Here is a 24,190-nt window from a genome sequence, read left to right on the forward strand (position 1 = left end):
GGGCTGCGCGCCCTCTCCCGGCGCCGTCGTTCGACGTCGGGACGCTAGTCCTTCTTGTTCTTGTCCCACGTTCCTGTCGACCCGCAGCAGAAGGCCTTCACCCCATGGCAGCCCCAGACCCCTCTCTCGAGAAGCGCATGTTCGACTCCGTCGACACCCTGTTGGCGGAGCATGTCGAGTTGCAGACGCGGCTCTCGGACCCTGACGTGCACGCCGATCAGGCGCTGGCGCGGCGGCTGGGCCGTCGCTACGCCCGGCTCAACGGCGTCGTCGAGGCCCATCGACGCTGGTCCAGACTCACCGAGGACCTCGACGCCGCCCGGGAGCTGGCGGAGGAGGACTCGGACTTCGCGGAGGAGGCGGAGCAGCTGCGCCTCCAGCTCGACGCCGCGGCGGACCGTCTGCTGCGCATGCTCATCCCACGAGACGAGAACGACGCCCGAGACGTGATCATCGAGGTCAAGGGCGGCGCCGGCGGCGACGAGGCGGCGCTCTTCGCAGGGGATCTGCTGCGGATGTACACCCGCTACGCCGAGTCGAAGGGGTGGAAGACCGAGATCATCTCCTCGACGCCCTCCGACCTGGGCGGATACAAGGACGTCCAGATGTCCGTCCGTGCCGGTGCGACCGACCCGGCCCAGGGGGTCTATGCGCACCTGAAGTTCGAGGGCGGGGTGCACCGCGTCCAGCGCGTCCCCGAGACCGAGTCCCAGGGTCGCATCCACACCTCGGCCGCCGGGGTCCTGGTGCTGCCCGAGGTGGACGAGCCCGAAGAGATCGAGATCCACCAGAACGATCTCAAGATCGACGTCTATCGGTCGTCGGGGCCCGGCGGACAGAGCGTCAACACCACCGACTCGGCGGTCCGCATCACCCATCTGCCCACGGGAATCGTCGTGGCGATGCAGAACGAGAAGTCGCAGCTGCAGAACAAGGACGCCGCCATGCGGGTCCTCCGGTCGCGGCTGCTCGCCCACCAGCAGGAGCAGATCGACGCCGAGAACGCGCAGGCGCGGAAGTCCCAGGTCAGGACGATGGACCGGTCGGAACGCATCCGGACCTACAACTACCCGGAGAACCGCGTCGCCGATCACCGCACCGGATATAAGGCGTACAACCTCGACGCGGTCATGGACGGCGACCTCGAGGCCGTCGTCCAGTCCTGCATCCAGCTCGATGAACAGGAGCGCCTGTCCGCACTGGCGGAGGGTCACGGGGCATGACCGCCGAGGTCTCTCCGACGCAGGTGTCCCTGGAGGACCTCCTGCGGGACGCCGTGGGGCGGCTCCGCGACGCTGGGGTGCCGTCTGCCCGAGTGGACGCCGAGATCCTGCTGGCCCATGTGCTCGGCGAGAGCCGTGGCCGCGCCGCCGCCCTGGCGCTGGCCGGGCGTCGGGCGGATCCCGAGACGGCAGAACGGCTGCGGTCCCTGGTGGACGAACGCGCCCGGCGGGTCCCTCTGCAGCATCTCACCGGCCTCGCTCCCTTCCGCGGACTGGAGCTGCGGATCGGCCCTGGCGTCTTCATCCCCCGTCCGGAGACCGAACAGGTCGCCCAGGCGGCGTTGGACCGTCTGCAGTGCGTCAGGGTCTCCCGGCCCCGGGTCATCGACCTGGGCACCGGCTCGGGGGCGCTGGCGGCCGCCATCGCGGCCGAGCATCCCGCTGCAGAGGTCCACGCGGTGGAGCTCAGCGAGCAGGCGGCGGCCTGGGCGCGGGTGAACCTCGAGCCGCACGGGGTCACCCTGCATCGGCAGGACCTGCGCGAGGTGCCGGCAGAATGGGAGGCCACCTTCGACGTCGTGGTCTCCAACCCGCCCTACATCCCGCCGGGGATGGTGCCCACGGAGGTGGAGGTGCGGGAGCATGATCCGGAGCTGGCCCTCTACGGCGGGGGCCCCGACGGCCTGCAGGTGCCGTGGGCGGTGGTGGACAGTGCCGCGGCTCTGCTGTCCGCCGGCGGCTGGATGATCATGGAGCATGCCGAAGTGCAGGCTGCGACGATCGCGGCGCGGTTGGCCGAGGATCCACGGTTCGCCCAGGTGCGCACCCACCAGGACCTGACCGGACGGGACCGCGCCACAAGTGCTGTGCGCACGGACACAGCTGCTCGCCAGAGTCCGTTCGACGCCATAGACATGGGAGAATGACGCGCGTGACCCAGATTGTCGACTGTCATGAACTCGATGCCCGTTCCGCAGGGATCGCCGCGGCCACGGAGGCCGTGCGGCGCGGAGAGTGCGTGGTCATCCCCACCGACACGGTCTATGGGATCGGTGTGGATGCCTTCTCCCCGCAGGCGGTGAGCATCCTGCTGGCGGCCAAGGGCCGCAACAGGACGATGCCGCCCCCGGTGCTGATCGGGCGACAGGCGGTCATGGACGCCCTCGCCGATGAGGTGCCGGAGGCCGCCCGCAGCCTGGCAGAGGCGTTCTGGCCCGGCGCGCTGACACTGATCCTGCAGGCCCAGCCGTCCCTCGCCTGGGACCTGGGGGAGACGCGGGGAACTGTGGCGCTGCGCATGCCTGCCGACGACCTCGCCCTGGAGCTGCTGAACCAGACCGGCCCGATGGCGGTCTCCTCGGCCAACCGCACCGGACTGCCCGCCGCCACGGAGGTCGCCCAGGCCCGCGAGATGCTCGGTGAGGCCGTCAGCGTGTATCTCGACGACGGCGTCCGGGACACCACCAGCCCGTCCACGATCGTGGACTGCACCGTGGAGCCGCCTCGAGTGGTCCGGGACGGGGCGATCAGCCTCGCCGAGCTGCAGGCCGTCGTGCCGGATGTGGCGTCGGACGTGGCTGGCGACGCTGCGGGCGACGCCGTGGACGAGGGCTGAACGGCCGACTGACTGCCCCATGATCTATTTCCTCATCGTGCTCACCATCTCAGCGGTGGTGACCTACGCGATCACGCCCCTGGTCCGCCACGTGGCGCTGACCCTCGGGGTGTACACCCCTGTCCGCGCGCGGGACATGCACCGTCAGACCCTGCCCCGCTGGGGCGGGGCAGGGATGTTCGTCGGCATGGTGGTGGGCCTGGCGACGGCCGCAGCGGTCCCGTACCTCAGCGGGATCTTCGCGGATCTGACCCCGGTGCGCGGAGTCTTCGCCGCTATGGTGCTGATCCTCATCGTGGGCATGGCGGATGATGCCTGGGACATCCACTGGTTCTTGAAGCTCCTCGGGCAGATCGGTGCCGGCGTGCTGCTCGTCGTGCACGGCGTGCGGCTCGAGGTCATGCCCGTGGGCTGGCTGGGCGTGGGGGACGTCCCCGTGCAGTCGGCGCTCACAGTGTTCCTCGTGGTGCTGACCATCAACGCCTTCAACTTCATCGACGGGCTGGACGGGCTGGCCGCCGGCGTGGCTGCGATCGGCGGCAGCGCCTTCTTCATCTACAGCTACCTGCTGACGCTGTCGATCAACGCCTTCGACGCCTCCAACCTGGTGACCCTGCTCATGGCGGTGATGGTCGGCGCATGCCTGGGCTTCCTGCCGCACAACTTCCATCCGGCCCGCATCATCATGGGGGACACCGGGGCCATGCTGCTGGGGCTGGTCATGGCCGCCGGTGCGGTCGCGGTCACCTCCGACGTCGGCCAGCTCACCGAAGGCTGGCGCTTCCGGAACGTGCCCGCCTACATGCCCGTGCTGCTGCCTCTGGCGGTGACCCTGCTGCCGCTGCTGGATCTGGCCCTGGCGGTGATCCGGCGCACCGCCCGAGGAGCCTCGCCGTTCAGCCCGGACCGGGGCCATCTGCACCACAAGCTGGTCGACGGCGGCTACTCCCATCCCCAGGCGGTGCTGCTGCTGTACCTGTGGTCCGGTCTCTTCGCCTTCGGCGCCGTCTCCTTCAGCTTCCTGCCCTGGTGGTTCGTGAGCCTGAGCATGTTCGTCTCCCTCGGGGGAGCCACAGCGTTGACGCTGTGGCCGTCCCTGCGCCGCCGGGCCCGGCGGCTGAATCGTCAGGCGGCCGAACGCGCACTGCGCGCCCGACGCGAGGGCTCGGCATGAGCGGGCGGATCTTCCCCCGTGCCACCGGCTGGCGCCGCGTGCTGTGGCTCGCCCTGACCACCGGCGGGGCGATGACGGTGGCCGCCGTCCTGCTGGCGTTGGCGGTGGCCGGCGTCGACGCCGGGATGAGCGCCGCACTGGGCGGTTCGATGGTGCTGGTCCTCTCGGCGGTGAGCCTCGTGCTGGTCGACGTGGCCGAGCGGGTCATGCCCAGCCAGGCCATCACAGCCTTCATGCTCGGCTTCGCCCTGAAGCTGGCGGTGCTCGCCGTGGTCCTCTCCTCGGTGACGGCCCCTGGGTGGGTGCTGCCGGGGTGGACCGTGGGGGCGGCGGCCGCCGTCGTCATCGCCTGGCAGTCCGGCGAGATCGCCGCCTTCCTGCGCCTGCGCACGCCGATCGACCCGGAGAGTGGCAGGAACGGCTCCGGCTGACGTCTGACGTCATCGACGAGCAGTTTTCTACACGGCGTAGTACAGTGGACTCCGGTGTGAGAGGCATGCCGTGAGTCACGTCGGTCTTTGATAAGCTTGCCAAGGGCCGCATCACGGTGATGGATTCTGTCCATCCACCGCTCCACAGCTTGACCTTGCTCTGAGGTTGAGGGATGTCTCTGTGTGCTTGTCACCGGAGAGAATCCGCCGATTGCGCCTAGAACGACGTAGAGACGGAGACCCTCCGGCTCGATCCATGCCCGGGGCTTCTGGCCCCTTGTGCCCGATGACGGACACCGCAGAGAGGACCAGCGTTGCATTCGCTTGCGCTCGCAGCCGACGACGAGGGTGGTTTCGCCCCGCCCACCATCAGTGAGACCCACCTCCCCGAGATCTTCCCGTGGATGGCGGAATGGGGGAGCGGCTTCGGCAAGAACATGCTGATGGTCGTCCTGGCCGTGCTGGCCATCTGGTGGTTCTTCTCCTTCGCCATCCGCAAGCAGGCGCTCGTGCCGTCACGACTGCAGTTCGTCGCCGAAGGCGGCTATGCCTTCGCGAGGAACACCCTCGGACGGGACATCCTCGGCGAGAAGCACTTCAAGCCCTGGGTCCCGTTCCTGTTCACGGTGTTCTTCTTCGTCCTGTTCAACAACCTGTTCGGAGCCATTCCGTTCCTGCAGATGCCGACCTTCTCCCACGCGGGGTCGGCCTACGCGATCGCGGCGATCATCTGGGTCACCTGGATCTTCATGGGCTTCAAGCTCCACGGAGGCCGCTTCCTCAAGCTGATGACGGTGCCCTCGGGCGTGCCGAAGTGGCTGCTTCCGCTGCTCATCCCGATCGAGTTCCTCTCCAACTTCCTCATCCGCCCGCTGACGCATTCGCTGCGAATCATGGCCGTCATGCTCGCCGGCCACATCATCGTGATGCTCGCCGGTTCAGGTGCGGAGTTCCTCATCGCGCAGCAGGAGGGCATCGGCAATGCCAGCCTCGGCGTCCTGATCCTGCTGGGCTCCATTCCGCTCTACTTCCTCGAGATCATCATGATGGTCCTGCAGGCCTTCGTCTTCGCGCTGCTGACCGCCATCTACATCCAAGGCTCCATCGAGGCCGACGCCCACTGAGCGGAGGCCCTTCCCGAGCGCTCCGGTCTTGCGCCGAGGCGACCGGGAAGGCTACAGACAACTTCACACACCGGGCGCCGCGAGCGTCCGCCGAAGAGAACGAACGTCCGACCGGCTGCGCCGGACGGGCGGACACACAGAGACAGTCCCGGTGAGACGCACCGGGATCGAGACAGAAAGAGAGAATCTCCATGGATGGATCCCTGAACATGCTCGGCATGGGCATCGCCGGCCTCGGTGCTGCCATCGCCATCGGTCTGGTCTTCGCCGCCTACATCAACGGTGTGGCCCGCCAGCCCGAGGCGCAGCGCGTGCTGCAGCCGATCGCCATCCTCGGCTTCGCCCTGGCAGAGGCGGTCTTCGTCCTCGCCATCGTCTTCGCCTTCGTGCTCTGAGGCGGGTCAGAGGCAATCCGTGAACGGGGCGCAGCGGCGCTGGGCCCCCTCCAGACCGTCTGACTAGTGAAAATGGGTGAACACATGATCAGCACTTCACTGATCCAGGCAGCCGCCGAGGACGCCAACCCTCTGGTGCCCAACCTGTGGGAGACGCTCGTCGTCATCCTGGGCTTCCTGGTGCTGCTGTTCGTCGTGGTGAAGTTCATCGCTCCGGCCTTCGAGAAGGCCTACCAGGATCGCCGCAACGCGATCGAGGGCGGCCTGAGCCAGGCCGAGGAGGCCAAGGCCGAGGCCGAGGCGATGAAGGCCGAGTACGAGCAGAACCTGGCGGACTCCCGCGCCGAGGCCAGTCGCATCCGCGAGGAGGCCCGCGCCGAGGGTGCCCAGATCGTCGCTGAGCACAAGGAGAAGGCGGCCGCCGAGGCGGCACGCATCACCGAGCAGGCTCAGCAGCAGATCGCCGCCGAGCGCCAGCAGGCCGCGGTGACGCTGCGCCAGGACGTCGGCACGCTGGCCACACAGCTCGCGAGCCGGATCGTCGGCGAGGCGCTGGAGGACGACGCCCGTTCGCAGCGCGTGGTCGACCGCTTCCTGGCCGACCTCGACGCTGAGCAGTCGAACAGGACAGGAGCGGCACAGTAATGGCTGCGGTGACCGGTGAATCCCTCGCCACCCTGCAGGAACAGCTGTCGGAGACTCTCGCGGCCAGCGAACTTCCCGTGGCGGACGAGCTGTTCGGCGCGCTCGACGTGTTGGACTCTTCGGCGGGTCTGCGCCGCAGCCTGACCGACCCTGCCCGTGAGGCGCAGGAGCGGGCAGGCGTCGTGCGCGGCCTCTTCGGAGCCAAGGCGCGTCCGGCCACAGTGACGGTCCTCGAGGCGATCGCCTCGCAGCGCTGGAGCCGGGAGCGTGACCTCGGCGACGCGGTGGAGCGCCTGGCGGTGGCCGTCGTGGCCGCGCAGGCCGAGAAGGACGGGCTGCGGGGCCTCGAGTCGCTGGAGTCGGAGCTGCTGGCGTTCCGCCGGGCGGTGCTGTCCTCCCACGAGGTCCAGCGGGCGCTGACGGACAGCCAGGCTCCGGCCGAGTCGAAGCAGAAGCTGGCGGCGCGCCTCTCACCGGAGGCCGGCGCCGAGGCCCGCCTGCTCATCGACCGCGCGGTCTCGACTCCTCGCGGACTCCGGCCGGAGGCGCTCGTCGAGCGTTTCGCCGAGCGCATCGCGGCACGTCAGCAGCGTTGGATCGCCCAGGTCACCGTCGCCAAGGAGCTCGACGCCGCCCACCGGCAGCGTCTGAGCGCCAGCCTCGACCGGTACTTCGGCCGAGAGCTCAGGCTCGACGTCGTCGTCGACCCCTCCGTTGTCGGTGGGATCCGGGTGCAGGTCGGTGACGAGGTGGTGGACTCCACGGTCGCCACCCGACTCAACGACCTCCACCGGAGGCTCGCCGGCTGATCCGGGCGACCCGGAGCAGCGCACGCGTCTCGCAGCGCCGTTGACATCCAGCGCTGATGGCGCTGACATACACGTGAATCTTTGAACCAGACGGCCGCAGCTGCGGCCACGACACAGGAGAGCAGGGACTGCAGATGGCCGACTTGACCATCAACGCCGACGACGTCCGCAATGCTTTGAACGAGTTCGCAGCGTCCTACGACCCGGGGCGCACCGAGCGCGTCGAGGTCGGACGGGTGATCTCGGCGGCCGACGGCATCGCCCGCGTCGAGGGACTTCCCTCGACCATGGCGAACGAACTTCTCCGCTTCGAGGACGGGACCCTGGGCCTGGCCCAGAACCTGGACACCCGTGAGATCGGTGTCGTCATCCTCGGCGAGTTCTCCGGGATCGAGGAGGGTCAGGAGGTGCACCGCACCGGCGAGGTCCTCTCGGTGCCGGTGGGCGACAACTTCCTGGGTCGCGTCGTCGACCCGCTGGGCCAGCCGATCGACGACCTCGGCGCCATCGAGCCCGAAGGCCGCCGTGCCCTGGAGCTCCAGGCGCCGTCGGTGGTGCAGCGCAAGTCGGTGCATGAGCCGCTGCAGACCGGCATCAAGGGCATCGACGCCATGATCCCGATCGGCCGCGGCCAGCGTCAGCTGATCATCGGCGACCGCCAGACGGGCAAGACGGCCATCGCGATCGACGCGATCCTGAACCAGAAGGCCAACTGGGAGTCCGGCGACGTCGACAAGCAGGTGCGTTGCATCTACGTGGCCGTCGGACAGAAGGCCTCGACCATTGCGGCGGTGCGCCAGACCCTTGAGGAGCAGGGCGCTCTGGAGTACACCACCATCGTGGCCTCCCCGGCCTCGGACCCGGCGGGCTTCAAGTATCTGGCGCCCTTCGCCGGCTCGGCCATCGGCCAGCACTGGATGTACGGCGGCAAGCACGTGCTCATCGTCTTCGACGACCTCTCCAAGCAGGCCGAGGCCTACCGTGCTGTCTCGCTGCTGCTGCGCCGCCCGCCGGGACGCGAGGCTTTCCCGGGCGACGTGTTCTACCTGCACTCCCGCCTGCTGGAGCGCTGCGCCAAGCTCTCCGACGAGATGGGCGCGGGCTCCATGACGGGCCTGCCGATCGTCGAGACCAAGGCGAACGACGTCTCCGCCTACATCCCGACCAACGTCATCTCCATCACCGACGGTCAGATCTTCCTGCAGTCGGACCTCTTCAACGCCAACCAGCGCCCCGCGGTCGACGTCGGCATCTCGGTGTCCCGCGTCGGTGGTGCCGCGCAGGTCAAGGCGATGAAGAAGGTGGCCGGCACGCTGAAGCTGGACCTGGCCCAGTACCGCGACATGCAGGCCTTCGCGATGTTCGCCTCGGACCTGGACCCGGCCACGCGTCAGCAGCTGGTCCGCGGTGAGCGTCAGATGGAGCTGCTCAAGCAGCCGCAGTACACCCCGTACCCGGTCGAGGAGCAGGTCGTCTCCATCTGGGCCGGTTCGAAGGGCCACCTGGACGACGTCGAGATCAACGACGTCGGGCGCTTCGAGCAGGACTGGATCGAGCACCTGCGCCGCAAGACCTCCGTGCTGACCAACATCGCGGCCTCCGGCAAGCTCGAGGACGACACCGTCGCCGCGCTGGAAGAGGCGATCGTCGACTTCAAGCGTTCTTTCCACGCGGAGGGGCCGCAGTCGATCGTCGGCAACGAGCAGGCCGAGGCGCTGTCCGCGGACGATATCGCTCAGGAAGAGATCGTCGCTCAGGACCGCTGAGTCGAGCTGACTCCGACCCCAGCCGCCGACGTCGCCGAGCCTCCGGGCCCGACAACGACCCACCGCTCAGCGACGTCGGCGCTGGAGCCGACCACTTCAGGGAAGGACAAGCATGGGAGCCCAGATCCGGGTCTACCGTCAGAAGATCGCATCGACGTCGTCGATGAAGAAGATCTTCAAGGCGATGGAGCTGATCGCGACCTCGCGGATCGGCAAGGCCCGCCAGCGTGTGCAGGCCTCGCTGCCGTATTCGGAGGCCATCACCCGAGCAGTCTCGGCCGTGGCCTCGCAGGACGACATCGAGCACGTGCTCACGCAGAAGTCGGAGAACCCGACCCGCGCGGCCGTGCTCATCATGACCTCTGACCGCGGCCTCGCCGGCGCCTACTCCACCAATGTGCTCAAGCGCGCGGAGTCGCTCGTCGCCTACCTCCGTGAGGAGGGCAAGGAGGTGCGTCCGTACCTCTACGGCCGCAAGGCTCAGGCGTACTACGACTTCCGTGAGCGGGAGTACGACCAGGTCTGGACCGGCGGAACTGACTCTCCGTCCGTGGAGACGGCCCGGGAGATCGGCGACGCGCTGATCGAACGGTTCGTCCAGGACTCCGCCGACGGCGGGGTCGACGAGCTGTACCTGGTCTACACCGAGTTCAAGTCGATGATCAGCCAGGAGCCGGTGGTCCACCGCATGCTGCCGCTGGCCGTCGTGGAGAAGGAGGTCGAGTCCGAGGACGAGATGCTGCCGCTCTACGAGTTCGAGCCGAACCCGGCCGAGGTGCTGGACGCCCTGCTGCCGCGTTACGTCGAATCGCGCATCTACTCGGCCATGCTCGAGGCCGCGGCCTCCGAGCTGGCGGCCCGTCAGCGGGCGATGAAGTCCGCTGCGGACAACGCCGACGAGCTGATCCGCAAGTACACGCTGCTGCGCAACAATGCCCGCCAGGCCGAGATCACCCAGGAGCTCACCGAGCTCATCGCCGGTGCCGACGCTCTGTCCGCGAGCTGACCGCCACGGGACGGCCGCGACGGCCTCCTGAACAGACCGCTTTGACATCATCCAACATCAAGTGAAGTGAGAGAGATGACTGCCAGTACTGCAGAACAGTCCGCCGTGGCCGTTCCGTCGGGTGCGATCGGTCGTATCGCCCGGGTCATCGGCCCGGTCGTCGACATCGAGTTCCCGGCGGACGGCATGCCGGAGATCTACAACGCGCTGACCACCGAGGTGACCCTCGGCGGCGAGACGAAGAAGATCACCTTCGAGACCGCCCAGCACCTCGGGGACAACCTCGTGCGCGCCATCTCCATGCAGGGTGCTGACGGCCTGGTCCGCGGCCTCCCGGTGCAGGACACCGGCGCCGCGATCTCCGTGCCGGTCGGCGATTCCGTCAAGGGCCACATCTTCAACGTCCTGGGGGAGACCCTGGACATGCCGACCTCCGAGCTCGAGGTGGAGGACCGCTGGCCGATCCACCGCCAGGCCCCGAACTTCGCGGCGCTGGAAGGCTCCACCGAGATGCTGGAGACCGGCATCAAGGTGATCGACCTGCTGACCCCCTACATCCAGGGCGGCAAGATCGGCCTCTTCGGCGGTGCCGGCGTGGGCAAGACGGTCCTCATCCAGGAGATGATCACCCGTGTGGCCCGCAACTTCGGCGGCACCTCCGTGTTCGCCGGCGTCGGCGAGCGCACCCGTGAGGGCAACGACCTCTGGGTGGAGATGGAAGAGGCCGGAGTGCTCAAGGACACCGCCCTGGTGTTCGGCCAGATGGACGAGCCGCCGGGCACGCGTCTGCGCGTGGCCCTGTCGGCGCTGACGATGGCGGAGTACTTCCGTGACGTGAAGAACCAGGACGTGCTGCTCTTCATCGACAACATCTTCCGCTTCTCCCAGGCCGGCATGGAGGTCTCCACCCTGCTGGGCCGCATGCCCTCCGCCGTGGGCTACCAGCCGAACCTGGCCGACGAGATGGGTGTGCTCCAGGAGCGCATCACCTCGACCCGCGGCCACTCCATCACCTCGATGCAGGCCGTCTACGTCCCCGCCGACGACTACACCGACCCGGCGCCGGCGAACGTGTTCGCCCACCTGGACGCGACCACCGAGCTCTCGCGTGCGATCGCCTCGCGTGGTCTGTACCCGGCGGTGGACCCGCTGACGTCGACCTCCCGCATCCTGGACCCGCAGTACATCGGCCGGGAGCACTATGACACCGCGACGCGTGTGAAGCAGATCCTGCAGAAGAACAAGGAGCTGCAGGACATCATCGCGATCCTCGGTGTCGACGAGCTCTCCGAAGAGGACAAGATCGTCGTCTCGCGTGCCCGCCGCATCGAGCAGTTCCTGTCCCAGAACACCTACACCGCGGTGCAGTTCACCGGTGTGGAGGGGTCGACGGTGCCGATCAAGGACACCATCGAGGGCTTCAACGCGATCTGCAACGGCGACCTCGACCACATCCCGGAGCAGGCGTTCTACAACGTCGGCGGCCTGGACGACGTCGAGCAGAAGTACGCCGAGATCCAGAAGAACTCCTGAGTCTGTCGACTCAGGCAGGGAAGGAACAGATCATGGCTGAACTCGACGTCCAGGTGGTCTCTCAGGACCACGCGGTGTGGTCCGGGCCCGCGAAGGCGGTCCGGGGCCGCACCATCGAGGGCGACATGGGCATCCTGCCCGGTCACACCCCGGTGCTCGCACTGCTGGCCTCCGGTGAGCTGCTCATCGAGCCCGTGGACGGGTCTCCGGTCCGGGCGAACGTCAGCGGCGGCTTCTTCTCGGTCGACTCCGACCGGGTGACGATCGTCGCCGACGACGCCCAGCTGGTCACCGACTGACCGGCACTCTCACTTCACACAGCTGAGGCCGCCGTCGAGGTCCCCGTCAGGGGACTCGGCGGCGGCCTTCGGCGTGTCTGGAGAAGCGCGGGGGCACGGGGTCCTGTCCGGGTGCCGGCGTGGTCAGAAGAGGCGGGACTCCGCGTCGTCGAGGCCGCGCATCTCGTCGTAGTCCAGCACCACGCAGCGGATACCACGGTCCTCTGCCAGAGTGCGGGCCTGGGGCTTGATCTGCTGCGCGGCGAAGACGCCTTCGACCGGTGCGAGCAGCGGGTCCCGGTTCAGCAGGTCCAGATAGCGGGTGAGCTGCTCCACGCCGTCGATGTCGCCGCGGCGCTTCAGCTCCACGGCGACCGTGCCGTCAGGTCCCTTGGCCAGGATGTCCACCGGGCCGATCGGTGTGGGGTACTCCCGCCGGATGAGGCGGTGTCCTTCTCCGAGCCGATCGATCTGTTCGGAGAGCAGGCGCTGCAGATCGGACTCGACGCCGTCCTTCACCAGGCCGGGGTCCGTACCGAGGTCATGACTGGAGTCGTGGTGGATCTCGGAGAGGGAGATGCGCAAGGTGTCGTCGCTCTTGTCCGCCTTCACGGTCCATATCTCGGTGATGCCGGCCTCGGCCTCCTCGGCGTCGGGCGCGGAGACCCGCAGGGTGGCCGGCGGGGACATCCAGTTCAGCGGCTTGTAGGAGCCGCCGTCGGAGTGCACCAGCACCGCCCCGTCGGCCTTGACCATCAGCAGGCGCGTCGCCTGGGCCAGGTGGGCGTTGAGTCGTCCGGAGTACGTCACGGAGCAGGTCGCAATCACCAATCGCACGGTGGTCGATCCTACCGTCTCCCCGCCTGCGTCGCGCACTGCGCCATGCGGCGATCACGGATCCGTCGCCTCGCCGGGGCCGGAACGGCCAGGCCGCCCGTCCGATGAGGTCCCCGATGCTCGAGACCTGCTGAGCCTCTGGAAGAATGGGAGCTATGGGCAAGGGGTCTCGGGGTTCACGGCGCGGCGGCCGGCGGGGACCCTCCAAATGGCAGCAGGAGCCCCGCCCTCTGGACGAGAGCCTGCTCTCGCCGGGAGGCTTCGCCGCAGGCCGAGTCGCCAAGCGGGACGGCGAATATCACGTCCGCCGCATCACCGCGGCCGGAGCGACGAAGTCCTATGTCTGCCCCGGATGCCACCATCGCATCGAACCGGGAACTCCCCATGTGGTGGCCTGGCGGGCGGACTCGATCTTCGGCGACGAGCGTGCCGCCGCGGAGCGTCGCCACTGGCACAGCCACTGCTGGCGCATCGGCTGAGGTCGACGGTCGGACCCGGCGCGAGGGTTCAGCGACTGTCCTGGTGCGTGATGAGCACTTCCCGGATGAGAAGCATGAGGGCGGCCGCCGTCGGAATGGCCATGAGCGCTCCGAGGACGCCCAGCAGCGTGCCACCCGCGATGACAGAGATCACGGCCACCGCGGCGGGGATCCTCACGGCGCGAGCCATGATGCGCGGGGACACCAGATAGGCCTCGATCTGCAGATAGACGAAGTAGATGGCCGCGAACGTCACGGCGGTCTGCCAGTCGACGGTGAGCGCCATGAGCGTCACCAGAGAGCCGCCGGTGACCGGACCGACCAGCGGGATGAAGGCCAGCACCCCGACGACGACGGCGAACAGCGCCCCGAAGGGCACGCCGGCGATGGTGATCGCGATGTAGGCGACCACCCCGTTGAGGAAGGCCACACAGGCCTGACCGATGACGTAGTAGCCGACCCCGTTGAGGATGCGATCGCCCAGATGCTGGATCCTGGGCCGTCGGGAGCGGGGGACCAGCCGGTAGCCCCAGGCCTTCATCGTGGGCAGGGAGGCGAGGAAGTAGAGCGCGAGCACCGCCACCACGAGCATCCCGAAGCCGGTGGTGAGCACGGCGGCCCCGACGCCGAAGAGGCCGCCCAGCGCGTTGGTGATGTTCGACGGATCGGCGACGAAGCGGGCAACCTCGTTGTCGATGATGTCCTGGACCTGGAAGTCCTCGTCGAGCCGTCGGAACCAGGGGGAACGGGAGATGTCGTAGACGATCTGCGGGATCGACGTCACGAAGTTCGACATCTGCTGCGTGACGGCTGGGGCGAGCCAGGCGATGAAGGTGGACACGGTCGTGACGAAGGCCAGCATGGTGGCCAGCACGCCGGCGGGCCGGGGCAGGCCCAACCGCTCGAGCGCCCGGACGACGGGGTCGAGACCGAGGGCGATGAACAGCGCGGCACCGATCCAGATCAGCAGCTGCGTGTTGGTCTGGCCGATGTAGAAGATCAGCAGCGCCAGGCCGACGCCGACGGTGAACATGAAGCCCGTGTACACCGGTCGGGTGATCTGGGTGACCTGCTGCAGCGTACGGGACGGCGTCGGCTCCTGGAAGTGTGCCGTCTCGCGGGACGCGCCCTCCTTGTCCCCTGCGGCGGATGTGGGCCCGGGCCCGCCGACGTCGGCCGCGGCCTCGTCCGTCCTGGGCTCCTGCGGGTCCTGGGGCGGTCTCGTCTCCGGGCCGGATTCGGGCGGAAGCCCGTAGGCGTCATAGCGGAGGACCGGCTCGTCGGGGTCGACGATGATGGGCTGCAGGGCCCGGCGCAGACCGGAGAACCGTCGACGACGGGGCGCTGGCTCTGACGCGGACGGAGCTCCTCCCTCGGTGGGGCCCGCGTCCTGGGGACCCGGCATGCTGCGGCGCGGATCGGACACTCCACGGCCTCGACCACGGGAGGCCAGCCGTCTCAGGCGGCGCTGCAGGAAGCTCACATGACCACCCTAGCGGCGACCTGATGATCTGCGCGTGAGGCTGGAGACGCTCCACATGAGGCTGGCGGGGCCGGATCGGGGGTGAGTCAGGGGACGCCGGGTCGCCCGGGGCAGGCGGAGGACGATCCGGAATGCCGGTTGGTGCGTGACGCCTCGCGGCGTGACCGTATCGTTATCGTGGGCTAATCTAGAGAGTCGGGCCGTCTGTCGTCGGCCTGCCCGTCATCGTGCCCCCGCCTCAAAGGACACTCCGCCTGTGCGCTTCCTGTCTTCGCTCCTCGCCTTCCTGCTCGGACTGGCCGCTCTGGCGATCGGCATCGGCCAGCTGACCGTCTGGGCGCCTCAGGAGACCGTGACGGCGCACTCTCCTGAGCTCGAGGACGCCCCGCTGACCGTGATCACCGACGGGGTCGTCGACCTGGACGACGGCCGCGAGGAGTTCACCCTCGAGGCCGAGGGGGAGTACACGATCGCCCTGGCACGTCTGGACGACATCGAGGCGTGGGTGGACGACGCCGCCCATGTGCAGATCTCAGGCGTCGACGAGCCGTCTCCCGAGCAGGACGCGCAGGTCGTGGCGGAGCACGTCGCGGGTGAGTCCGAGGTGCCGGACCCCTCCGATTCGGACCTGTGGGTGGCCACCGAGACCGCTGAGGGGCCGCTGGTCTACCGCTGGGTGGCCCCGGATGACAGCGGCGACTGGGCACTGATGATCTTCCGTGACGGCGAGGAGCCCGCCCCGTCGGCCGTCGCCGTGGAGGTCGAGCAGCCCGTGGACAGCACGTGGGGGATCGCCCTGATCATCGTCGGCGGACTGCTGATCCTTCTGGCGCTGGTGCTGTTCTACCGGGCGTTGGCGGCTCGGCGGAAGGAGCGGGATGTGCTCGCCGCCGCCTATGACGGGGAAGTCGTGGCCGACGACGACGTGCCTGTCGCGGCGGGCACCGATTCCGCCGCCGAGACCGAGACGACGGCCTCTGCGGAGGCGCTCGATGACGAGGCGCCCGAGGGCACGGCGCCCGAAGACACGGCACCCGAGGGCTCAGCTCCCGAGGGCAACGCGTCCGAGGGCGAAGCCACTGAGGTCGATGAGCCCGAGGCCGATGAGCCCGGCGTTGATGAACCCGGCGTTGATGAACCCGGGGCCGAGGAGCCCACCACCGTGGTGCCGGCCGTGGAGGCGCCCTCCACCGACGTCGCCGACGACGAGGCCGCAGACACCGCCGCAGACACCGCCGCAGAGACCGATCCCGCCCTGGCGGACGCCGAGGTCGATCCTTCGCCCCGGGAAACGGACGAGGGTGCCGACGCTGAAGGCGCCACGTCTGCCGACGAGCCTTCGGAGACCGAGACCGACGAACCAGCCGACGCGCACCCTGAGGGCGATGAGGACGACGAGGAGGTCCAGGTGACCGAGCCCACCGCTGAGTCCCCGGAGCCCCGCCGGCGATCCTTCTGGTGGCGCAGCTCGTCGGTCGCCCTGCTGGCCGCCGTCGCCGTCCCGGCGGTGCCGGGGGTCGACATCGCCGCTGATCTGCAGGCCGCGCCGGAGGAGGAGCAGGCGGAGGACGAGGCCGCAGAGGATGCGGCCGCTGACGATGAGGACGCTGACGACTCTGACGGCGCTGACGACGGCGAGGCTGCCGAGGAGGACGCCGATGAGGACGCCGAGGAGGGCGGCACCTCCGGCACCGGAGAGGCCGGCGACCTGCCGGAGGCCGGGGAGTACTCCGTGCTGCTCGAGAGTCAGCTGCAGCGCATCGTCGACGACATCGCGGAGGTGGTCGAGGCCGGCGACGAGGAGCAGGACGTCGACGTCCTGCAGGAGCGCGTGGCGGGCAATGCCTTCGAAGTCCGTGAGCTGACCTACCGGAACCAGGAGATCGCTGACGGCTCAGCGCCGGAGCCCGTCGGCTCCGAGGTGCTGGCCGCCGCCGTGACCTCCTCCGGTGAGTTCCCGCGTCAGGCAGTCGTGATCACCCGGCACGAGGATTCGGAGATCCCGCAGGTGCTGGTCATCGAACAGGAGTCCGCGCGGGACAACTACCGCCTGACCCAGGCGGTGATGATGATGCCTGGCACGGAGTTCCCGGCGATCTCCGCTGAGGAGGGCGGTGTGGTGCCGGTGGACCCCGATGCGGAGGTGGCGCGGTTCGCCCCCGACTTCGCCATGGTGCGCACGGCGGTGTTCCTGAACAACCGGGACTACTACTTCGGCATGCACGTCGAGGACAACCCCTACATCGAAGACCTGCAGTCCTACCAGGAAGAGGTGCAGGAGTCCGCGGCAGACATCGACATCTCCTACACCCGGCCCCTGGCCGAGGAGGGCACCACGGCTCTCCGGCTCCCGGACGGCTCCGTGCTGGCCGTCGGGTCCTTCGACTCGACGATGCAGCTGCGCCCGCACGAGCCGGGGGACCAGATCATCTTCGAGGACGAGACGCTCGCCGAGCTCGCTGGCACGAGCTCCACCACCGCCGACGCCGACGTCGTCAGCCGGGAATCGATGATCCTCCACATCCCCGCCGAGGACGAGGACCCGGTCGTCCTGCTGGGCGTGCACGATATCGTGAATGACGTGCACATCCTCGACTGAGGCGGCCGCGGGCCCGCGCACGGCCGGGCTCCGGTCATGAGGAGCAGCAACCGATGAGCAGCACTGATGGAGGAGTGAGCGCTGTGACCCAGCCAGGACCCGAATCCCAGACCGAGGCGCACGCGTCGGTGAACACGCGCGGCGCCGTCGACCTCTCCCAGCTGGGCGGCGGCGGACCGCAGCCCGATCCCGGCCAGCCCGGCGGCGAGCACGCGGCCGGCGCCGACAGCTGGGTCGTGCCGATCCGGCCCGAGCAGCTGCAGCAGATCGTCCAGCTCTCCGCACAGGCCCCGGTCCTCGTCCTCATCCATGGTGCGGACGAGGCCTCGGCGACGATGCGCAAGACGCTCGCCGACCATGTGGATGCTCAGCAGGGCCGCGTGCTGCTGGCCGAGGTGGACGCCTCGACCAGCCCTGAGCTCGCCCAGGCCCAGGGTGCAGACCAGATCCCGGTGGCCACCGCCTTCATCGGCGGACGCCCGGTGGGAGAGTTCGACTCCACCGTGCCGGCGGATCAGCTCGGCGAGGTCGTGACCCAGATGGTCCAGCTGGCCACCCAGAACGGCATGACACAGAAGCTGCCCCCGCAGAGCCGCCGTGCGGGAACTGCCGGCGAGGGGCCCGAGCTGCCGCCCCTGCATCAGGAGGCTCACGACGCCCTGGAGCGTGGGGACCTCGAGGCCGCTGTGGCCGCCTATGAGAAGGCGCTGCGGGAGAAGCCCGATGACTCCCAGGCTTCGCTGGGACTGGCCCAGGTGAAGCTCATGCGGCGCACCCAGGACCTGGACGTGCAGCAGACGCGCACTGGGGCCGCCGAGAACCCCGACGACGTCGACGCGCAGATCGCCGTGGCCGACGTGGACGTCCTGGGCGGCCATGTGGAGGACGCCTTCGCACGGCTCATCGGCTTCATCCGGGCGCACACCGGTGATGACCGAGAGAAGGCCCGAGCGCATCTGGTCGAGCTCTACTCGATCGTCGGAGACACCGATCCGCGGGTGAACAGGTCCCGCCAGCAGCTCGCCCGCGCTCTCTTCTGAGCCCGTCGCCGGCGGACACCGACCTCCTGGATCATCCCGAGGGTGGATGCTCGACATCCGATCGGGCCAGTAGCCTGTGGCCCATGGCAGACATCGCTGAGACACCGTTCCCCGCTCCGGCCGGCTCGCCCCGCCAGGACGCCGGCGTCGCGGCCCTGCGGCTGCGAGGCCTCACCAAGCGTTTCGGCGAGAAGCTCGCGGTGGCCGGCCTGGACCTGGAGGTCCCCCGCGGATCCTTCTACGGCTTCGTGGGTCCCAACGGCGCCGGCAAAACGACGTCGCTCTCCATGGCGACCGGGCTGCTGCGCCCGGACCAGGGCGCGGCGGAGGTCGGCGGCATCGACGTCTGGGAGCGGCCTCTGGCGGCCAAGAGGCGCATGGGCGTGCTGGCCGACGGCGTCGTGCTGTTCAATCGGCTCACCGGTGAGCAGCTGGTGACCTATGCGGGGCTGCTGCGCGGCATGGATCGGGAGACCGTGGCTCAGCGCTCCGCTGACCTGCTGCGCGTGCTGGGCCTCGCCGACGCCGCGGACACGCTGGTCGCCGACTACTCGGCAGGCATGACCAAGAAGATCGCCCTGGCCTCCGCGATGATCCACGCCCCGGAGCTTCTGGTGCTCGACGAACCGTTCGAAGCGGTCGACCCGGTCTCGGCCCGCACCATTCGCGGGCTGCTCGACAGCTATGTGGCCTCCGGCGGCACCGTGATCCTCTCCAGCCACGTGATGGACCTGGTCGAGCGCATGTGCACGCATGTGGGCGTCATCACCGAGGGACGGCTCCTGGCCTCCGGCACGGTCGAGCAGGTCCGCGACGGCCAGGACCTGGAGAGCCGCTTCGTGGAGCTCGTCGGGCTCGAAGGCGGCGAACAGGAGCTGTCATGGTTGCGACTCTGATCCGGCTCAAGCTCACGCTGTCCGCCAACAGCTTCAAGCGATCCGCCTGGCAGGTGGTCGGCACCCTCTTCGCCCTGCTCTACGGGGTGGGCATCACGGGACTGGTCGTCGCCGGGATGGTGGCCGGCGGGTCACCTCTGGTGGGCCTGGAGCCGGAGCTGCGCCAGACGTACTCGGTGCTGCTCGGTGCGGGCGTGATGCTCCTCTGGCTGCTGGTCCCGCTCTTCCTGACCGGCGGAGACACGGTGATGGATCCGAAGCAGCTGGTGACCTACGGGCTGCCGCGGCGCACCCTGGTGGTGGGTCTGCTGCTGTGCGGGCTGGTCTCGATCGGGTCGGTCCTGACGCTGCTGTGGCTGATCGGCTACATCCTCTACTGGCGGGCGGAGCCTGCCGCGCTGGTCGTCGCGTTCGTCAGCGCGCCCGTGCTGCTGCTGACGTTCTCCCTGGTCAGCCAGGCCGCGGTGACGGCGGCCAGCGCCTGGCTCGACGGGCGCCGGTTCCGGGACCTCATGGCGATCCTGGGCCTGGGGCTCGCCATGCTCATCTGGCCGGCGATCACCATGGTGCAGAACACCGCCGGAGGTCTCGCCGAGGCGATGCCGACGATCGCCGGCGTGGTGTCCTACACCCCGCTCGGCGCGGGGGCTGCGCTGCCCGGGGACGTCGCCGCCGGTCGCTGGGGAGCCCTCGCGCTGCACCTGTTGGTGCTCGCTGCAACGATCGCGGCGGCCCTGCTGGTGGTCCGGGCCGGTCTCGTCACGCTCACCGAACGACCGCCGGCACCGAAGACACGACGACGATCCGCTCAGCAGGGCAGGCTGGGTCTCTTCACGATCTTCCCCGACCGCCCGTGGGGCGCAGTCGCGGCCCGGTCGCTGACGTACTGGCTCAAGGACCCGCGGTATGGGGGATCGCTGGTGGTGGTCCCCGGGCTGGTGATCCTGGCGATCTTCCTGCATCTGCAGACCGGCCAGACGGTCTTCCTCTACGGCCTTGGACCGTTCCTCGCCTTCACCCTCGGCTATGCGATCTCCGCGGACGTCTCCTATGACCACACGGCCTTCAGCCTGCATGTGACCGCCGGGATCCGCGGCATCGACGATCGCGCGGGTCGGGCTGTCGCCCTGCTGACCTTCGCCCTTCCGGCGACGCTGCTCGCCGCGATGGTCCCTTCCTGGATCGCCGGTGGGCTGATGCCGATGGTGCTGACGACGACGGTCAGCGTCGGGATGCTGCTGACCGCTGTGGGCGTCTCCTCCCTGGTCGCGGCGCGCTTCACCTACCCGGTGCCCAAGCCGGGGGACAGCCCGTTCAAACAGCCGCAGGGCGCGCTGGGGCGGGTCATGGTGATCCAGCTCCTCTCCATGGCGGCCATCGGACTGCTCATGGCCCCGGAGCTGGTGGGCTGGATCGTCTGGACGTTCACCGGCATCGGCTGGGTGGGCGCGGTGACGGCGACGGTCGCCGTGCTCAAGGGAGCTGGCATCCTGGGGGCGGGACTCCTCCTGGGCGCACGGGTCTTCGACCGCAGCCAGCCGGAGCTGTTCCAGCAGGTGCAGGCCCATGCCTGAGTCCTCACCCGCGCAGTCGGGCTCCCGGCCCCGTCTGCGGCTGTCCCGGCTCGAGAACCTGCGGGACCTCGGGGGGCTGCCCGTCCGCGGAGGGAGACTGCGTCCGGCGCGGCTGTGGCGCGCCGACGACGTCGCCCTCGCCTCGGCGGACCAGCTGGCAGAGCTGGCCGCCACTGGTCTGCGGAGGATCATCGACCTGCGCTCGGACCAGGAGCTGCGGGCCACGGGCCCGGGTCTGGCGGCCGACTATGGCATGCGCAGGCATCATCTTCCGCTGACCCAGGAGGTGGCCGACCCCGAGGTGATGGCGGCGGTGTTCGAGCAGACGACGAGCCCTGAGGGCGCCGGCCGCTGGTACGCCTCGCTGGTGGACGGACGGGCCGCCGATCTGGTGCAGGCGGTGCGGCACGTCGCGGAGCATCCGGGAGGCGCCCTGGTTCACTGCGCGGCGGGCAAGGACCGCACCGGTGTGGTGGTGGCCGCCGTGCTGGCAGCTCTGGGGGCCCGGACCGAGGACATCGTCGCCGACTACACCGCCACCGATGCCAGAGTTCCCGCCGTGCTGACCCGGCTGAGGTCGGCAGGCCATGTCGCGGCCCCTGACGGGCGCATGCGGGACGTCGACCGGAACCACGCGATGCTGCGGGCCCCGGCGGCCACGATGCAGGCGATGCTGGAGCAGCTGGGCGGCCCGGAGGGACTGCGTGACCGACTGGAACGCGCCGGCCTCGACGCCGCCCTGCACCGGCGACTGCGCGCCCACCTTGTGGATCCGGGGTGAGCGACGCCGACGTCGCCTGCTCCCCTCTGTCAGGGTGGACCGGTAGAATGGCGGCCATGATGGTTCACCAGCACAGCCTCCGCCCGTCCCGTGAGGAGGACCTCGCCGCTGCCGCGGCCCGGGTCCCCTTCGGCATGCACACTGCGGACCCGTCCTCGGCTCCGTCGCCCGGCGGCGCGGCGACGATCGAGCGGGAGCACCAGGAGCAGCTGTCCGAGCCGGGCGACCACGAGCGCTTCTCCCACTACGTGAAGAAGGACCGGATCATGGAGTCCGCCCTGGAGGGCGGCGCCGTCGTGGCCCTCTGTGGGAAGGTGTGGGTTCCGTCCCGGGACCCCAAGAAGTTCCCGGTCTGCCCCGAGTGCCAGGAGATCTACGAAGGACTTCAGGGCGGCGGCGACGGCGACGGTGAGTCCGGCGGTCGTCGAGGCGGCGGCTTCTTCGGCTTCGGCCGGAATCGCTGAGCCTGCCCCATCATCGCGGCTCCTGGTGCACTGATCCGATCTCGCCCCGGTGTGCGTGCCTGTCGGGGCATCGTCAGCGTGTGCCCTCCACCGGGCCGCCGGGTGCGCAGTGCGCCGGCGCCATGAGCAGATCCTTCGCGGCGCAGACCCGCGCCTGCGGCCGTCCCAGCCGCCTCTCGTCATCACCGGAACTCGACCATCAAGGGTGCAAGTACAGCCGTGACTGATTCCTCAGGCGTTCAGACCGAGTCGCTGTTCGACGTCGGCACCGACGTCGGGGCCTCGATGCCGCCGGTCTATCCGCACCGTGCCGCCCGCGGCACCGCGCCGAAGCTGCGCCAATGGCAGCAGGAGGCCCTCGACCTCTACATCCAGAAGTCTCCGCAGGACTTCATGGCGGTCGCCACGCCCGGGGCCGGCAAGACGACCTTCGCTCTGCGTGTGGCGAAGCTGCTGGTGGACTCCGGGGAGATCAATCGCATCTGTGTGGTGGCGCCCACCGAGCACCTCAAGCATCAGTGGGCCGATGCTGCCTCCCGCATCGGCCTGGCCATCGACCCGAACTTCAAGAACTCCGACGGCCGTCACGGCCGGCAGTACATCGGAGTCGCGGTGACGTATGCCCAGGTGGCGAACAAGCCGGCCCTGCATCGGAACAAGACCGAAGCAGGACGCACCCTGGTGATCCTGGACGAGATCCACCATGCCGGGGACGCACTCTCCTGGGGCGACGGCATCCGCGAGGCCTTCATCCCCGCCAGGCGCCGGCTCGCCCTGACCGGCACACCGTTCCGCTCGGACACCTCACCCATCCCGTTCGTCGACTACGTGGAGGATGCCGATGGTGTGCGACGCTCGAAGGCGGACTACTCGTACGGCTACGGACCTGCGCTGAAGGACAAGGTCGTGCGGCCCGTGGTCTTCATGGCCTACTCGGGCAACATGCGCTGGCGCACCTCCGCCGGTGAGGAGATGGAGGCCCAGCTCGGGGCGGCCGCCACCAAGGACATCACCAATCACGCCTGGCGCACGGCGCTGAATCCCGAGGGTGAGTGGATCCCCGCTGTGCTCTCGGCCGCCCATCGGCGGCTGCTGAACGTGCGGGAGAAGGTGGAGGATGCTGGGGGGCTGGTCATCGCGACCGACCACGAGACGGCACGTGCCTATGCCGCCCAGTTGGACCAGCTCACCGGTCAGAAGACGACGATCGTCCTCTCGGATGACAAGGAGGCCTCGCAACGCATCGAGGACTTCTCCGCGGACGGCTCGCGGATGTGGATGGTCGCGGTCCGGATGGTCTCCGAAGGCGTGGACGTGCCTCGGCTGTGCGTGGGAGTCTATGCGACCTCGACGTCGACGCCGCTGTTCTTCGCCCAGGCGATCGGTCGCTTCGTGCGTCGCCGCCAGGCCAACGAGGTCGCCAGCGTCTTCCTGCCCTCCGTGCCGGTGCTCACCGAGCTGGCCAACGAGATGGAGGAGGAGCGGGACCACGCCCTGGAGGTGCCGCAGGCCCACGATGAGGAGGGCGAGATCCCGGAGCAGGACCTCCTGGACGAGGCGGAGAAGGAGGACCGCGCCTCCGAGGAGCTGACCAAGGGGAAGTTCGCCGCGCTCCACTCGAACGCCGCCTTCGACAAGGTCCTCTTCGACGGTGACGAGTTCGGCCTCGGAGGGGCCGTGGGCTCCGAGGAGGAGATGGACTTCCTGGGCATCCCCGGGCTTCTCGAGCCGGAGCAGGTCTCCACCCTGCTGAAGCAGCACCAGGCCCAGCAGCTCAAGCGCCGACCGGAGGCGGCCCGGGAGCGGCCGGCCGACGTGGTGGACCACCGGCAGCTCAAGAAGCTGCGCAGCCAGCTCAACTCCTCGGTCTCGGCCTACTCGGCCAAGACGGGCATGCACCAGGGCACGGTGCACAACAAGCTCCGGGAGGCCTGCGGCGGGCCTCAGGTGGGCCAGGCCACCCAGGCGCAGCTGGAGGCTCGGCTGAAGAAGCTGCAGAACTGGTTCGTCGGCCGGAGATGAGCAGACTGCGGCACCG

Annotated in this window: 23 protein-coding genes; 21 read left to right on the forward strand and 2 right to left on the reverse strand. The window is 69.1% G+C overall.

The window, feature by feature from the left end:
• The first annotated feature begins 137 nt into the window (after positions 1 to 137).
• The 13 genes from prfA (at position 138) to SD455_RS13945 (ending at position 12,020) form a co-directional block, all read left to right on the forward strand.
• Entirely contained in the window at positions 138 to 1,223 is a 1,086-nt protein-coding gene (gene prfA / locus SD455_RS13885; protein ID WP_070162123.1) for a peptide chain release factor 1, read from the forward strand.
• Entirely contained in the window at positions 1,220 to 2,149 is a 930-nt protein-coding gene (gene prmC, locus SD455_RS13890) for a peptide chain release factor N(5)-glutamine methyltransferase (protein WP_070162121.1), read from the forward strand. The genes prfA and prmC overlap by 4 nt, the downstream gene beginning before the upstream one ends.
• Positions 2,146 to 2,838 (forward strand): L-threonylcarbamoyladenylate synthase, encoded by a 693-nt coding sequence (locus SD455_RS13895; protein WP_070162119.1) that lies wholly within the window; start codon positions 2,146 to 2,148, stop codon positions 2,836 to 2,838. The genes prmC and SD455_RS13895 overlap by 4 nt, the downstream gene beginning before the upstream one ends.
• Positions 2,839 to 2,857: 19 nt before the next feature.
• Positions 2,858 to 4,012, forward strand: a complete 1,155-nt coding sequence (locus SD455_RS13900; protein WP_311024860.1) for an MraY family glycosyltransferase — start codon at positions 2,858 to 2,860, stop codon at positions 4,010 to 4,012.
• Complete coding sequence (locus SD455_RS13905; RefSeq protein WP_311024859.1) at positions 4,009 to 4,443, forward strand: hypothetical protein; 435 nt, start codon at positions 4,009 to 4,011, stop codon at positions 4,441 to 4,443. Before SD455_RS13900 ends, SD455_RS13905 begins: the two co-directional genes overlap by 4 nt.
• A gap of 314 nt (positions 4,444 to 4,757) precedes the next feature.
• Positions 4,758 to 5,567 carry a F0F1 ATP synthase subunit A gene (gene atpB, locus SD455_RS13910; protein WP_170922575.1) on the forward strand — a complete coding sequence of 270 codons (810 nt, stop codon included), beginning with the start codon at positions 4,758 to 4,760 and terminating at the stop codon, positions 5,565 to 5,567.
• A gap of 185 nt (positions 5,568 to 5,752) precedes the next feature.
• Entirely contained in the window at positions 5,753 to 5,962 is a 210-nt protein-coding gene (locus SD455_RS13915; RefSeq protein WP_445508486.1) for a F0F1 ATP synthase subunit C, read from the forward strand.
• An 84-nt stretch (positions 5,963 to 6,046) separates the two neighbouring features.
• The gene (locus tag SD455_RS13920; protein WP_085437205.1) at positions 6,047 to 6,607 is read left to right on the forward strand and encodes a F0F1 ATP synthase subunit B; all 561 of its coding nucleotides are present in this window, start codon (positions 6,047 to 6,049) and stop codon (positions 6,605 to 6,607) included.
• Positions 6,607 to 7,416, forward strand: a complete 810-nt coding sequence (locus SD455_RS13925; RefSeq protein ID WP_070162115.1) for a F0F1 ATP synthase subunit delta — start codon at positions 6,607 to 6,609, stop codon at positions 7,414 to 7,416. The genes SD455_RS13920 and SD455_RS13925 overlap by 1 nt, the downstream gene beginning before the upstream one ends.
• A gap of 134 nt (positions 7,417 to 7,550) precedes the next feature.
• Complete coding sequence (atpA, locus tag SD455_RS13930; RefSeq protein ID WP_070162112.1) at positions 7,551 to 9,182, forward strand: F0F1 ATP synthase subunit alpha; 1,632 nt, start codon at positions 7,551 to 7,553, stop codon at positions 9,180 to 9,182.
• A gap of 112 nt (positions 9,183 to 9,294) precedes the next feature.
• Positions 9,295 to 10,188 carry a F0F1 ATP synthase subunit gamma gene (locus tag SD455_RS13935; RefSeq protein WP_311024858.1) on the forward strand — a complete coding sequence of 298 codons (894 nt, stop codon included), beginning with the start codon at positions 9,295 to 9,297 and terminating at the stop codon, positions 10,186 to 10,188.
• Positions 10,189 to 10,263: 75 nt separating this feature from the next.
• Complete coding sequence (gene atpD, locus SD455_RS13940; protein ID WP_070162110.1) at positions 10,264 to 11,721, forward strand: F0F1 ATP synthase subunit beta; 1,458 nt, start codon at positions 10,264 to 10,266, stop codon at positions 11,719 to 11,721.
• 32 nt (positions 11,722 to 11,753) lie between these two features.
• Positions 11,754 to 12,020, forward strand: coding sequence for a F0F1 ATP synthase subunit epsilon (locus SD455_RS13945; protein ID WP_070162108.1), 267 nt, complete (start codon positions 11,754 to 11,756; stop codon positions 12,018 to 12,020).
• A gap of 123 nt (positions 12,021 to 12,143) precedes the next feature.
• Here SD455_RS13945 and nucS read toward each other — a convergent pair whose 3' ends face one another.
• Positions 12,144 to 12,836 carry an endonuclease NucS gene (gene nucS / locus SD455_RS13950; protein ID WP_070162158.1) on the reverse strand — a complete coding sequence of 231 codons (693 nt, stop codon included), beginning with the start codon at positions 12,834 to 12,836 and terminating at the stop codon, positions 12,144 to 12,146.
• 155 nt (positions 12,837 to 12,991) lie between these two features.
• On the opposite strand from nucS, the gene SD455_RS13955 reads away from it, so the two are divergent.
• Complete coding sequence (locus tag SD455_RS13955; RefSeq protein ID WP_070162106.1) at positions 12,992 to 13,315, forward strand: hypothetical protein; 324 nt, start codon at positions 12,992 to 12,994, stop codon at positions 13,313 to 13,315.
• Positions 13,316 to 13,343: 28 nt separating this feature from the next.
• On the opposite strand, the gene SD455_RS13960 is transcribed toward SD455_RS13955, so the two are convergent.
• On the reverse strand, positions 13,344 to 14,798 hold the full coding sequence (locus SD455_RS13960; RefSeq protein WP_445508470.1) for an AI-2E family transporter: 1,455 nt from the start codon (positions 14,796 to 14,798) through the stop codon (positions 13,344 to 13,346).
• 256 nt (positions 14,799 to 15,054) lie between these two features.
• On the opposite strand from SD455_RS13960, the gene SD455_RS13965 reads away from it, so the two are divergent.
• The 7 genes from SD455_RS13965 (at position 15,055) to SD455_RS13995 (ending at position 24,174) form a co-directional block, all read left to right on the forward strand.
• Positions 15,055 to 17,397, forward strand: coding sequence for a hypothetical protein (locus SD455_RS13965; protein ID WP_445508471.1), 2,343 nt, complete (start codon positions 15,055 to 15,057; stop codon positions 17,395 to 17,397).
• Between the two features lie 53 nt (positions 17,398 to 17,450).
• Positions 17,451 to 18,437 carry a tetratricopeptide repeat protein gene (locus SD455_RS13970; RefSeq protein ID WP_445508472.1) on the forward strand — a complete coding sequence of 329 codons (987 nt, stop codon included), beginning with the start codon at positions 17,451 to 17,453 and terminating at the stop codon, positions 18,435 to 18,437.
• An 83-nt stretch (positions 18,438 to 18,520) separates the two neighbouring features.
• Complete coding sequence (locus tag SD455_RS13975; RefSeq protein ID WP_070162096.1) at positions 18,521 to 19,333, forward strand: ABC transporter ATP-binding protein; 813 nt, start codon at positions 18,521 to 18,523, stop codon at positions 19,331 to 19,333.
• Positions 19,318 to 20,907: a transporter gene (locus tag SD455_RS13980; protein ID WP_445508473.1), complete on the forward strand. Its 1,590-nt coding sequence runs from the start codon at positions 19,318 to 19,320 to the stop codon at positions 20,905 to 20,907. The genes SD455_RS13975 and SD455_RS13980 overlap by 16 nt, the downstream gene beginning before the upstream one ends.
• Entirely contained in the window at positions 20,900 to 21,688 is a 789-nt protein-coding gene (locus SD455_RS13985; protein ID WP_445508474.1) for a tyrosine-protein phosphatase, read from the forward strand. Before SD455_RS13980 ends, SD455_RS13985 begins: the two co-directional genes overlap by 8 nt.
• A 56-nt stretch (positions 21,689 to 21,744) precedes the next feature.
• Positions 21,745 to 22,152 (forward strand): DUF3039 domain-containing protein, encoded by a 408-nt coding sequence (locus tag SD455_RS13990; RefSeq protein ID WP_396954347.1) that lies wholly within the window; start codon positions 21,745 to 21,747, stop codon positions 22,150 to 22,152.
• Positions 22,153 to 22,437: 285 nt separating this feature from the next.
• Positions 22,438 to 24,174, forward strand: a complete 1,737-nt coding sequence (locus SD455_RS13995; RefSeq protein ID WP_070162150.1) for a DEAD/DEAH box helicase — start codon at positions 22,438 to 22,440, stop codon at positions 24,172 to 24,174.
• Positions 24,175 to 24,190: the final 16 nt, after the last annotated feature.

Source organism: Nesterenkonia sp. K-15-9-6 (assembly GCF_052656005.1).

What these genes read in the sequence shown, in the direction of transcription:
- prmC (WP_070162121.1), top strand. Translation starts at nt 1,220, where the DNA reads ATGACCGCCGAGGTCTCTCCGACGCAGGTGTCCCTGGAGGACCTCCTG.
- SD455_RS13985 (WP_445508474.1), top strand. Translation starts at nt 20,900, where the DNA reads ATGCCTGAGTCCTCACCCGCGCAGTCGGGCTCCCGGCCCCGTCTGCGG.
- SD455_RS13920 (WP_085437205.1), top strand. Translation starts at nt 6,047, where the DNA reads ATGATCAGCACTTCACTGATCCAGGCAGCCGCCGAGGACGCCAACCCT.
- prfA (WP_070162123.1), top strand. Translation starts at nt 138, where the DNA reads ATGTTCGACTCCGTCGACACCCTGTTGGCGGAGCATGTCGAGTTGCAG.
- SD455_RS13955 (WP_070162106.1), top strand. Translation starts at nt 12,992, where the DNA reads ATGGGCAAGGGGTCTCGGGGTTCACGGCGCGGCGGCCGGCGGGGACCC.
- atpD (WP_070162110.1), top strand. Translation starts at nt 10,264, where the DNA reads ATGACTGCCAGTACTGCAGAACAGTCCGCCGTGGCCGTTCCGTCGGGT.
- SD455_RS13975 (WP_070162096.1), top strand. Translation starts at nt 18,521, where the DNA reads ATGGCAGACATCGCTGAGACACCGTTCCCCGCTCCGGCCGGCTCGCCC.
- SD455_RS13945 (WP_070162108.1), top strand. Translation starts at nt 11,754, where the DNA reads ATGGCTGAACTCGACGTCCAGGTGGTCTCTCAGGACCACGCGGTGTGG.
- SD455_RS13905 (WP_311024859.1), top strand. Translation starts at nt 4,009, where the DNA reads ATGAGCGGGCGGATCTTCCCCCGTGCCACCGGCTGGCGCCGCGTGCTG.
- SD455_RS13895 (WP_070162119.1), top strand. Translation starts at nt 2,146, where the DNA reads ATGACGCGCGTGACCCAGATTGTCGACTGTCATGAACTCGATGCCCGT.
- SD455_RS13995 (WP_070162150.1), top strand. Translation starts at nt 22,438, where the DNA reads ATGCCGCCGGTCTATCCGCACCGTGCCGCCCGCGGCACCGCGCCGAAG.
- SD455_RS13925 (WP_070162115.1), top strand. Translation starts at nt 6,607, where the DNA reads ATGGCTGCGGTGACCGGTGAATCCCTCGCCACCCTGCAGGAACAGCTG.
- SD455_RS13935 (WP_311024858.1), top strand. Translation starts at nt 9,295, where the DNA reads ATGGGAGCCCAGATCCGGGTCTACCGTCAGAAGATCGCATCGACGTCG.
- atpA (WP_070162112.1), top strand. Translation starts at nt 7,551, where the DNA reads ATGGCCGACTTGACCATCAACGCCGACGACGTCCGCAATGCTTTGAAC.
- SD455_RS13970 (WP_445508472.1), top strand. Translation starts at nt 17,451, where the DNA reads ATGAGCAGCACTGATGGAGGAGTGAGCGCTGTGACCCAGCCAGGACCC.
- SD455_RS13900 (WP_311024860.1), top strand. Translation starts at nt 2,858, where the DNA reads ATGATCTATTTCCTCATCGTGCTCACCATCTCAGCGGTGGTGACCTAC.
- SD455_RS13990 (WP_396954347.1), top strand. Translation starts at nt 21,745, where the DNA reads ATGATGGTTCACCAGCACAGCCTCCGCCCGTCCCGTGAGGAGGACCTC.
- SD455_RS13980 (WP_445508473.1), top strand. Translation starts at nt 19,318, where the DNA reads ATGGTTGCGACTCTGATCCGGCTCAAGCTCACGCTGTCCGCCAACAGC.